Source organism: Mesorhizobium sp. M7A.F.Ca.CA.001.10.2.1, assembly GCF_003998575.1.
Lineage (GTDB): Bacteria > Pseudomonadota > Alphaproteobacteria > Rhizobiales > Rhizobiaceae > Mesorhizobium.
This window is the reverse complement of record NZ_RZQY01000188.1, coordinates 1-9,531: the sequence shown is the minus strand read 5'-3', so window position 1 is coordinate 9,531 and position 9,531 is coordinate 1. Positions and strand designations below refer to the sequence as shown.

At 64.8% G+C, this 9,531-nt stretch carries 10 protein-coding genes; 2 read left to right on the top strand and 8 right to left on the bottom strand.

Translation table 11 applies throughout. The features are described 5' to 3' along the window. Together EN964_RS14415 and EN964_RS14410 are read left to right on the top strand one after the other, a co-directional pair. Positions 1 to 1,207 (top strand): molybdopterin dinucleotide binding domain-containing protein (locus EN964_RS14415; protein ID WP_245490653.1); only part of this gene is annotated, 1,207 nt, incomplete at its 5' end. Positions 1,208 to 1,302: 95 nt separating this feature from the next. Continuing rightward, positions 1,303 to 1,560 carry a BrnA antitoxin family protein gene (locus EN964_RS14410; RefSeq protein WP_127267125.1) on the top strand — a complete coding sequence of 86 codons (258 nt, stop codon included), beginning with the start codon at positions 1,303 to 1,305 and terminating at the stop codon, positions 1,558 to 1,560. Between the two features lie 250 nt (positions 1,561 to 1,810). On the opposite strand, the gene EN964_RS14405 is transcribed toward EN964_RS14410, so the two are convergent. The 8 genes from EN964_RS14405 to EN964_RS14370 all read right to left on the bottom strand — a co-directional run bounded on the left by EN964_RS14405 (position 1,811) and on the right by EN964_RS14370 (position 9,421). After that, a complete protein-coding gene (locus EN964_RS14405; protein WP_127267126.1) occupies positions 1,811 to 2,167 on the bottom strand; it encodes a cupin domain-containing protein in 357 nt (118 codons plus the stop codon). Positions 2,168 to 2,176: 9 nt separating this feature from the next. Further along, positions 2,177 to 3,559, bottom strand: coding sequence for an FAD-binding oxidoreductase (locus EN964_RS14400; protein ID WP_127267127.1), 1,383 nt, complete (start codon positions 3,557 to 3,559; stop codon positions 2,177 to 2,179). Between the two features lie 27 nt (positions 3,560 to 3,586). Further along, positions 3,587 to 4,696: an ABC transporter ATP-binding protein gene (locus tag EN964_RS14395; protein WP_127267128.1), complete on the bottom strand. Its 1,110-nt coding sequence runs from the start codon at positions 4,694 to 4,696 to the stop codon at positions 3,587 to 3,589. A 1-nt stretch (position 4,697) separates the two neighbouring features. Beyond that, on the bottom strand, positions 4,698 to 5,486 hold the full coding sequence (locus tag EN964_RS14390) for an ABC transporter permease (protein WP_127267129.1): 789 nt from the start codon (positions 5,484 to 5,486) through the stop codon (positions 4,698 to 4,700). Further along, positions 5,483 to 6,391 (bottom strand): ABC transporter permease, encoded by a 909-nt coding sequence (locus EN964_RS14385; protein ID WP_127276471.1) that lies wholly within the window; start codon positions 6,389 to 6,391, stop codon positions 5,483 to 5,485. Before EN964_RS14385 ends, EN964_RS14390 begins: the two co-directional genes overlap by 4 nt. Positions 6,392 to 6,415: 24 nt before the next feature. Continuing rightward, positions 6,416 to 7,495, bottom strand: a complete 1,080-nt coding sequence (locus tag EN964_RS14380) for an extracellular solute-binding protein (protein ID WP_127267131.1) — start codon at positions 7,493 to 7,495, stop codon at positions 6,416 to 6,418. Positions 7,496 to 7,498: 3 nt separating this feature from the next. Further along, entirely contained in the window at positions 7,499 to 8,191 is a 693-nt protein-coding gene (locus EN964_RS14375) for a helix-turn-helix domain-containing protein (RefSeq protein WP_127267132.1), read from the bottom strand. Positions 8,192 to 8,326: 135 nt separating this feature from the next. After that, positions 8,327 to 9,421 carry an ROK family transcriptional regulator gene (locus EN964_RS14370; protein ID WP_127272189.1) on the bottom strand — a complete coding sequence of 365 codons (1,095 nt, stop codon included), beginning with the start codon at positions 9,419 to 9,421 and terminating at the stop codon, positions 8,327 to 8,329. Positions 9,422 to 9,531: the final 110 nt, after the last annotated feature.

The following is a 9,531-nucleotide window of genomic DNA, read 5'->3' as shown; positions in this document are numbered from 1 at the left end:
GCCCGGTCGTGCCGACCCCTTCTGGCCTGCCGGCCATCTCCCCCTCAAGGGGGGAGATCAGCCTGCCGCTCGGCTTTCGCCAATCGCCAACGCTGCGGAAGAAGCGCCGGTGTCAAAGCTGCTAGTCTCCCCCCTCGAGGGGGAGATGGCCGGCAGGCCAGAAGGGGTCGGCACGACTGGGCTCCAGGTTCGCTTCTTCGCCGACGGCAATTTCTACACACCCGATCGAAAGGCGCGCTTCATCGCCATCCGCCCGACCACGGAAGTCCGCACCAGTCCCGACTATCCGCTGATCCTCAACACCGGCCGTATCCGCGACCATTGGCACACCATGACGCGGACCGGCAAAAGCCCGCGGCTTTCGCAGCACATCGCCGAGCCATTCGTCGAGATCCACCCGGTGGATGCGCAGCGCTTCGGCATCGGTGACGCCGACATCGTGCGCGTTTCCAGCCCGCGCGGTGACGTGCTGGTGCGCGCGCTGGTGACGATACGCCAGCGCCAGGGCAGCCTGTTTGCGCCGATGCACTGGACCGATCAGTTCTCGGCAAAGGGCCGGCTCGACACGCTGACCGCGCCGCTGACCGATCCCATTTCCGGCCAGCCGGCGCTGAAACATGTCGCCGCCCGCATCGAGAAATTCGCCGCAAAAGCCTTCGGCTTTGCGGTGACGCGGCATAGGCCGTCGCCCGATGCCGCGGCCTATTGGGCCGTGGCCAAATGCAAGGGCGGCTGGCGGGTCGAGCTTGCCTTTGCCGAAGACGACATCGACTGGGCCGGCTTTGCCGGGTCACTGTTCGGCGCGTCACCGGGTGCGGAAATGCTCGCCTATCATGACTGCGACGCCGGCCAGCATCGCATCGCCGCCTTCGACGGCGATCAACTGTCAGGCGCCTTGTTCGTCGCGCCCGGCCCGGTCGCCGTGTCGCGCGGCTGGGCGGCGGAACAGTTAAGTGCCGATCATGTCGACCGGCGCGGAAGGCTGGCGATCGTGGCCGGACGGCCGGGCGGGGTCGACGTCGATCGCGGCGCCATTGTCTGCTCCTGCTTCGGCGTCGGCGCCAACCAGATCGCCGAAGCGGTGCGCCGCGGCTGCGGCAGCGTCGCGGGGATCGGCGCGGCCCTGCATGCCGGTACGAATTGCGGCTCCTGCCGCGCGGAGATCAGGGTCATCATCGACGCGCAAAGTCTTCAAGCAGCCGAGTGATTGTCCCGACCAAAGGGGCCTGCGCGACGGCGCTGGTTGGGCTATGGTGGCGTAAGCGTGCTGCGCACGAATCGCCTTCAGTCAGGGTCATCCCAATGGCAAATCCCCCGCGCCGACCGACAAATCCGATGGCGGCCGCCGAAGCGGCTTTCAAGCCGGTGAAGAAGCCGGCCGCGCCGGTTCGTGAGCCCTCCGCCGCTCCAGGCGTCAGGGAGCTTGTTTCGATCCGGATCGACCGCGCCGTGCTGGACCACTTCCAGGAGGATGGGCCGGGCTGGCAGGACCGCATCAACGACGCCTTGCGGCAGGCGATAGAAGGCAAGCCGACGGCCGGCGGTTTGGGCGACGAGTAGCGCCCATCGCTTCGTCATCCACGGGCGGAGCAAGGAGCGTAGCGACGCGGCGCAGACCCCTGGAGCTGCTCCGCAGCCCAAGGGATACATGCCGCGACCTCAAAGCGCTGCAGCGGTGCAGAATTCTGTTCCGCTGCATTCCTCGATGGCTGTCACGGAATGGATCCCAGGGTCTCCGCGACGGAGCTTCGCTCCTGCTTCGCCCTAGGATGACGAAGTTGGGGAGGCTTCAGCCAAAGCGGACGTCGGCTCACGCCTCGAAGTGCAGGATATAGAGCTTGCGCGTCTTCTCGTGGATCGTCCATTCGCCTTTCCACCCTTTCGGCAGCACCAGCATTTCGCCCGGGCCGACGTCCTTGCTGCGGCCATCGGGACCATGCAGCGAGACCCGGCCTGACACGATGTGGCACGTTTCGGAATTGCTGTCGCGCGATGCGGTGAAGCGGCCCGGCGTGCACTCCCAGACGCCGACTTCCAACGTGCCGTCGGGCGAGGTCCACAGCGTCTTCGCTGCTTCGAACTGATTGCCGCTGATCGAGGTCGGCTTGGGCTCGGGCTCGCCGAGATCGATCGAGGCGAGATGGGCGAAGGTCTGGAAATCGGTCATGGCAGTCTCTTAATGTCCTGTGATGCGATCGGCGATTGCGGCGAGTTTCGACGTGTGCTGGAGGCCGGCCTCCTCGCGTTCGTCGGCGACGCGGTAGAGCTGATACATCGAGTGGACACCGAGCCAGCGCATCGGCTCGGGCTCCCACTTGCTGACCTGGCGGTTGACCCAGGGCAGGCGGGTCAGCTCAGTGTCGCGCCGCAGGATGAGATCGCGCAGCGTGCGGCCCGACAGGTTGGAACTGGATACGCCGAGCCCGACATAGCCGCCGGCCCAGCCGATGCCGGTCTCAGGGTCGAGACCGGCCGTCGTGCACCAGTCGCGGGGCACGCCCAGCACGCCGCACCAGGCGTGGTCGATGCGAAGCTTGGCTGTCTGTGGCAGAAGGCGGATGAGGATCGCGTGCAGGCTTTCGATCGTCGCCTGCTGCGTCTGGCCGCGCACGTCGGTCTGCGAGCCGTAGCGGTAGGGCACGCCGCGTCCGCCCATGGTGATGCGGCCTTCCCTGGTGCGCTGTGCATAGCAATAGGCGTGCGCGGCGTCGCCGAGAAGCTCATGGCCCTCCCAGCCGATCTCGTCCCATAGCGATTGCGGCAGCGGCTCGGTGATGATCTGCGCGCTGTTGAGCGGCAGCCAGAGCCGCTCATTGCCTGGTATGCCGGCCGTGAACCCTTCCGTGGCACGAATGATGATTGGCGCGCGCACGGTGCCGCGGCTCGTCGTGACCTTGCCCTTCTCGATGCCGGTCACGGTGGTCTGCTCGTAGATCGGCACGCCAATGCGTTCGACGGCTTCGGACAGGCCGCGCACCAGCTTGGCCGGCTGCACGCGCGCGGTGCCGTGGTGGATATAGCCGCCAAGCACATTTCTGATGTTGATGCGGGCTCTGGCCTCTTCCTGACCGATCAGGCCGACACGCTCGCTCGGCACGCTCCAGCCGATCGCATCGGCATAGGCGGCCTTGATCCGTTCGAGCTGCGGCGGGTTGGTGGCGACCGTCAGATTGTCGACCCGGCGGATGTCGGCATCGATGCCTTCGGTCTCGGTCACCGCGATCACTTCGTCGACCGTGCCATGCATGGCGGTTTCCATGTCGATGACGGCGCCGCGCGTCGAGGTCTGCAGATATTTTTCGCGCGACCAGCTGAAGCCGCCGGACAGCCAGCCGCCATTTCGGCCCGACGCGCCGAAGCCGGCGAACTCCCTCTCGACGATGGCGATGCGGATCGAAGGATCGGCCTTCTTCAGGTAATAAGCCGTCCACAAGCCGGTGTAGCCGGCGCCGACGATGCAGACATCGGCTTCGAGATCACCTGGAAGCGGCGCGCGGTAGGCCGGCAGGCCGATGTCGGCATACCAGAACGAGACGTTGCCGTTGACTTTGGCGTCCATGTCTAAAAATCCTGCGGGGAAAAGCGGTCAGGTCATCGTCATGTCGGCGCGGTCGTCGTCGGCAAGAAGTTTTGCATCGACGACGGACCAGCGCAGATCGACCGTGTCACCAATCGAGAACGGTGTGGCTTCCAGCGACGAGCGCACGATGGCGACCGAGCCGTCGCGAAGCGTCACCTGGTATTTCGAACCCGACCCCAGATAGATCGCTTCGCTGACCTCACCAGTGAGGCTGTTCTGCCCGGCGGCGGGAGGCGTGTTGGTGCCGGCAAGCGACAGCTTCTCCGGCCGCAGCAGGACCACCGGTTTGCGGCCGCCGGCGAGCTTGCCGTAGGCCACGATCTTCTGGCCGGCGATCGTCAGGCTGGTCTGGTCTCCGGACGCCTGGGCCTCGCCGCGCAAACTGGTCGATTCGCCGATGAACTTGGCCACGAACAAGGTCGTCGGCTCGTCGTAGAGCTGGCGGCCGGTTCCGACCTGTTCGATGCGGCCCTGATTGAACACAGCGATGCGGTCGGAGAGCACCAGCGCTTCTTCCTGGTCGTGCGTCACATAGACGAAGGTGGTGCCGAGTTCGCGGTGGATCCGCTTGATCTCCAGCTGCAGCCATTCGCGCAGTTTCTTGTCGAGCGCGCCGAGCGGTTCGTCCATCAACAGCAGCGGCGGATCGAAGACGATGGCACGCGCCAGCGCCACGCGCTGCTGCTGGCCGCCGGAAAGTTCGGAGGGATAGCGATGCGCGAAATCGGCCATCTTGACCATGTCCAGTGCTCGTACAACGAGACGGTCGCGCGCCTGCTTGTCCATGCCGCGCAAGGTGAGGGGATAGGCGACGTTCTTGCCGACCGTCATGTGCGGAAACAGCGCGTAGTGCTGGAAGACGACGCCGATGTTGCGCTTGTGCGCCGGCAGGGCGACGATGCTCTTGCCGCCGACGGCAAGATCGCCTGCGGTGAGGTCGGTGAAGCCCGCAACGACGTTGAGCGTGGTCGTCTTGCCGGAGCCGCTGGGCCCCAGCAGCGTCATGAACTCGCCCGGCTCGATATGCAGGCTGACATCATCGAGCGCGGTGAAATTGCCGTAACGCTTGGTTGCGCCCTTGATGTCGATGGCCGCGCCACGTTCCCTCGCAGTCATCTCAACTCCTCGTCGATTTCGAGCTGATGATCAGCCCGGCGCTGATGATCAGCGTCGTGGCAATGAAGATGATGGTTCCGACGGCCGTCACCGTCGGGTCGGCGTCGCGGGTGATGCTGGTGAAGATCTGCACCGGCAAGGTCTTGAGGTAGGGACTGGTGATGAACAGCGCGACGATGATTTCATCGAAGGAGGTGACGAAGGCAAACAAAAGCCCGGACAGGATACCGGGCGCGATCAGCGGCAAGGTCACGGTGCGGAATGTGGTGAAGCGGTTGGCGCCGAGGCTGGCCGCCGCCGTTTCCAGCCGCACGTCGAAGACTTCGAGGCTTGCCGATACGGCGATGATGACGAAGGGGATCGCCAGCATCGTGTGCGCGATGACGAAGCCGGTGGTGGTGCCGACAAGCTGGTAGTCGAGGTAAACGGCATAGATGCCGATCGCCAGCACCACGCCGGGCACGATCATCGGCGTGATCAGGATAGCGCGCAGCAGGCCGGCGCCGGAATGTTTCATGCGGCTGAGGCCAAGCGACGCCAGCGTGCCGATCAGCGTGGCGGCAACGGCGACGAGGCCCGCGACCCTCAGCGAATTGAAGAAGCTCGACAGCCAATCGGGATTGGTGAAGAAATTCGCGTACCACTGCCAGGAGAAACCGGAGGGTGGGAAGGCCAACGACTTCTTCTCGTTGAACGACATCGGGATGATGACCAGCGTCGGCATGACCAGCCACACGGCGACCAGCAGGCAGAACAGGCCGAGCAGGATGCGGAAGGGGGCCAGCCTCATGATCTGGCCGCCTGCTTGTGGCGCTGGCGCATCAGCGGTGCGGCGAGCGCCAGAAGCACGAAGGTCGCGCCCAGCAGGACGACCCCCATGGCGCCGCCGCGTCCCCAGTTGAGCAGGCTGAGCACCTGGCTCTGCACCAGCGCCGACAGCATGGTGCTGCGCGGGCCGCCGAGCAGGGCAGGGGTGATGTAGAAGCCGAGCGACAGGATGAAGACGATGATGGCGCCGGCGAAGACGCCTGGCAGCGACAGCGGCAGATAGATCTGCAGGAAGGCACGTGCGGGCCGCGCGCCGAGGCTGCGCGCCGCCTGCACGAGGCGCAAATCGATGCCGCGCATGACAGAATAGAGCGGCAGGATCATGAACGGCAGCAACACCTGCGCCATGCCGATGACGACTCCGGTCTGCGTGCGGATCAGCTTCACGCCGTCAAAGCCGAGCAGCCTGATGACCGAATTGATGATGCCGGAATCCTGCAAAAGGATGACCCAGGCCAGGGTGCGCACCACGCCGCTGACCCAGAACGGCACCAGCACGCACAGGATGAGGACCAGCCGCAGGCGCGGCCCGACCGCCGTCATGAGATAGGCATAGGGATAGGCGGCGATGACGCAGACGATGGTGACCCAGGCGGCGATGGAAAAGGTGCGCCACAGGACGGTGACGTTCACCGGCGTGGAGAAGAACCAGACGTAGTTCTGCAGGCCCCAGGCCGGGTCCGAAAAACTGCGCAGCGTGACGGTCAGCAAGGGATAGCCCATAGCCGCGATAAGCAGGAGCAGGGCCGGCATCGCCAGCAGCGACGGATAGGCGGCAAGGCGCAGGCGCCGCTGCGGCCCCTGCACGGCACCTGACGGCCGGGGATAATCACCCCCGGCCGTCGGCGTATGCGATGTCTGGCTCACGCCGTCACCTCAGTGGTAGCCGGCTCAGTTGCCGGCCATCAGCGCCGTCCACTTGTCGGACGCAGCGGCGAAGTTGGCGACCCAGAACTTGATGTTCTGCTGATAGCCGAGCTTGGCGTGGTCCGGCGTGTTGGTCAGGAAGGCGGCGACGGACGCGTCGACCTTTGGCTGTGCCTCGTTGTTGATCGGCGAGTAGGAGGTCTGCTCGGTCAGGATCTCCTGCGACTTCTTGCCGAGATAGGCGTTGATCAGCGCGTAGGAGGCATCGGGGTCCTTGGCGCCGACCGGGATGGTCAGCTGATCCATGACGACCAGCCAGTCCTTCCACACCGGCGTATAGGCAGCGCCATTCTTGACTGCCGTCATGGCGCGGCCGGTCCACATGATGATCATGTCGGCCTCGCCGGACTCGGCGAGCTGCTGGGATTCGGCGCCGGTCTTCCAGAAGATCGTGTCGGGGCCGATCGCCTTGATCTTGGCGATGCCCTTGTCGATGTCGGCCGGCGTCATGGCGTCGACCTTGCCGCCGTCGGCCAGGATGGCCTGTTCGATCAAGCCGCCGAGCGGGCTGCCGCTGCCGTCGATGGCGCGGGTGCCGGGGAATTTCGCGGTGTCGAAGAAATCCTTCCAGTCCTTTGGCGGATTGTCCTTGTACGTGTCGTTCTTGTACATCAGGACCATGCCGTAATTCATCGCCGGCACGCTGCACTCGCCGACCTGTCCGGGCGGGATGTGCGAGATATCGAGCTTGGTCAGGTCGAGCTTCTGGAACAGTTTGCCGCAATGCACGAAGGGCGGAAAATCATCCGTGTCGACGACATCCCAGGTCACATTGCCTGATTCGACCTGCGCCTGGAGCTTGGCGATTTCGGTCGGTCCGTCGTTCAGCAGCTTGACGCCGCTCTTGTCGACGAATTCCTTAAGCGCGGCAACCTGGCCGTCCTGGTAGATGCCGCCATACGAGACGAAGGTCAGCGTCTTGCCCTTCAGCGACCCGTCCACCACGGTCCCGGCCGGCGGCGCGTTCTGCGCGTGAGCGGCGGCTGCGAGCAAGGCCAGTGCGGCGGCGCCGACAAGCCCGGCCAATCTTGATCTGCTTCCCATTTTCTAACCCTCCGATGGCTCGCTGTTTGATTTTGGCAGGCCGGGCGCGAGCGTTTTCCGGGCTACATATTGATCGAGGTCGACAGCGCCGCTTGTCGGCGGCGCGATGATCCACAGCACTTCGGCCACCGTATCGCCGACATTGATCGTCCGGTGCGGCGTCGAGGTCGAATATTCGATGCTGTCGCCCTCTTCGAGGGTGAAGCTCTCGTCGCCGAGCGTCAGTTGCACGCGTCCGCGCAGCACGAGGAACATCTCGTTCGCGTTGCCATGCGTGTAGGGCACGTCGCCGGTGGAGCCGCCGACGGCGAACTCGCCGCAATAGACTTCCATCTCGCGGATCGGCCGGCGCGACAGCAGCGTCTTGCGGTAGCCTTCGCTGGTCGGCAGCGCCGGCCGTTCGGCCCGTGTCAGCACCGCGTGCGGCGACACCTCGCGTTCGTCGAAAAGATCGGCGAGGCTGATGCCGAGCGCGTTGGCGATCAGCATCAGCGTGCTGGTGTTGGCACCCGAAAGGCCGCGCTCGAGCTGGCTCAGGAAGCTGGCGGTGGTGCCGATCATGTCGCCGAGCTGGCGCAGCGTCAGGCGCCGCGTGGTGCGATAGGCCTTGATGCGATCGCCCAATACCGTCGAGCGGCGCGCTTCGGCGCTGGTTGCGGCATTGTCGTTGAGTGCGTGATCCGCAGCGATTTTCATGGCGATCTCAGGGTTCACTTAACATGCTATTAAGTGAGGCGTCCTGGCAAGCGGAATCGCCTTGTCATTTGAAAATCATCGATGGACCTGCAGAGAGCCCGTAATCGGCCGACCGGCAACGCCGGTTCGGCTCGATCACTGGATCATGAAGCGCGAACTGAATGGCAGGCTTGCCGCGCCGACGGCCTTCGGGCTGATGCTGACCCGCGCGGGCAGCGCTTCGATGCCGGGGAATTCCCGGCCGATGTCGGCGCACAAGGCCTTGGCGATCTTCTGCGGCGCGTAGCTGGACAGGACGACCGTCCTGAATTCGACAAACTGGGTCAGTGCGGAAATAGAGGCTTTCAGGCGGTTGGAGCATTCCCCTAGCCATTCGCTGTAGGCCTCGCCAAGGTCAGGCCACTCGGGGCTGCTGCTCCAGATGATTTCGGACGGGCGCCGGCGCTTGGTCAGTTCGCTCTCCAGGCGCATCAGCCCATGATCGAAGCTGGCGCTGGAGTTTCCCTTGTAGATCTGGTGGTTGAGGATGAGCCTACTCTGCAGCCGTGCTCCCAGATAGAAGAACAAATAGTCGTTGAGCGGCTTGGCGACGCCGAACATGCTCTCGCCGCCGGCTGCCGCGGTGATATCGTTCTGCACGAAAACCGGCAGCTTGATCTGTTCCTCGATCTCCCCCTGCAAGGCTTTCAGCGAGGTGCTCGATCCGTTGCGGGTTGCAGCCATCGTGTCGACATCGTCGGGAACGGCCAGGCCGATGCCGGCAACCCGGCTGCGCGCCTCGACCGGCAGGCTGGTCATGGCTTGCCTGATCGCGCCGAACAGATCGCTGCTTTGCGGAAAGGGATTGGCTTCATCCGCCGGCAATTGCGTGTGGAAGCGCACGGTGCCGATGAAATCGATGAGCGCGATGTCGATCCTGCGGCGGCTGAAGCCGACGCCAACCGCATAGGCGCCCTCCGGATTGAGTGAAAGCGGGATGGTGGGCGGCCCGACGCGGCCGCGCTGCGCCTCGCCTTGCGAGACCAGGCCTTCCTGCTCGAGCGAACGGACGATGACCGAGGCCGTCTGCGCCGACAGGCCGGTCTTTTCGCCGATTTCCATCCGCGAAATGCCCTCGTTCTGAAGCAGCAGCGACAGCACCAGCCGCTCATTATAGCTGCGCACGCTCAACGCATTCAGCCCGCTCGCACGATCGGCGATGCGCAATGGATTGGGTGGTGCGAACCTCATGTCAGGCAAGGGTCGCCCCGTCGGTAAGAGCGCGCTGCCTCGCGGCGGTATGGTTGCTCATGTCGAGCGGCTCCAGCCGATGGCGTCGACCGCGCGGGCAAGTGCGGTGC

What these genes read in the sequence shown, in the direction of transcription:
- EN964_RS14410 (WP_127267125.1), top strand. Translation starts at nt 1,303, where the DNA reads ATGGCAAATCCCCCGCGCCGACCGACAAATCCGATGGCGGCCGCCGAA.
- EN964_RS14405 (WP_127267126.1), bottom strand. Translation starts at nt 2,167, where the DNA reads ATGACCGATTTCCAGACCTTCGCCCATCTCGCCTCGATCGATCTCGGC.
- EN964_RS14400 (WP_127267127.1), bottom strand. Translation starts at nt 3,559, where the DNA reads ATGGACGCCAAAGTCAACGGCAACGTCTCGTTCTGGTATGCCGACATC.
- EN964_RS14395 (WP_127267128.1), bottom strand. Translation starts at nt 4,696, where the DNA reads ATGACTGCGAGGGAACGTGGCGCGGCCATCGACATCAAGGGCGCAACC.
- EN964_RS14390 (WP_127267129.1), bottom strand. Translation starts at nt 5,486, where the DNA reads ATGAGGCTGGCCCCCTTCCGCATCCTGCTCGGCCTGTTCTGCCTGCTG.
- EN964_RS14380 (WP_127267131.1), bottom strand. Translation starts at nt 7,495, where the DNA reads ATGGGAAGCAGATCAAGATTGGCCGGGCTTGTCGGCGCCGCCGCACTG.
- EN964_RS14375 (WP_127267132.1), bottom strand. Translation starts at nt 8,191, where the DNA reads ATGAAAATCGCTGCGGATCACGCACTCAACGACAATGCCGCAACCAGC.
- EN964_RS14370 (WP_127272189.1), bottom strand. Translation starts at nt 9,421, where the DNA reads ATGAGGTTCGCACCACCCAATCCATTGCGCATCGCCGATCGTGCGAGC.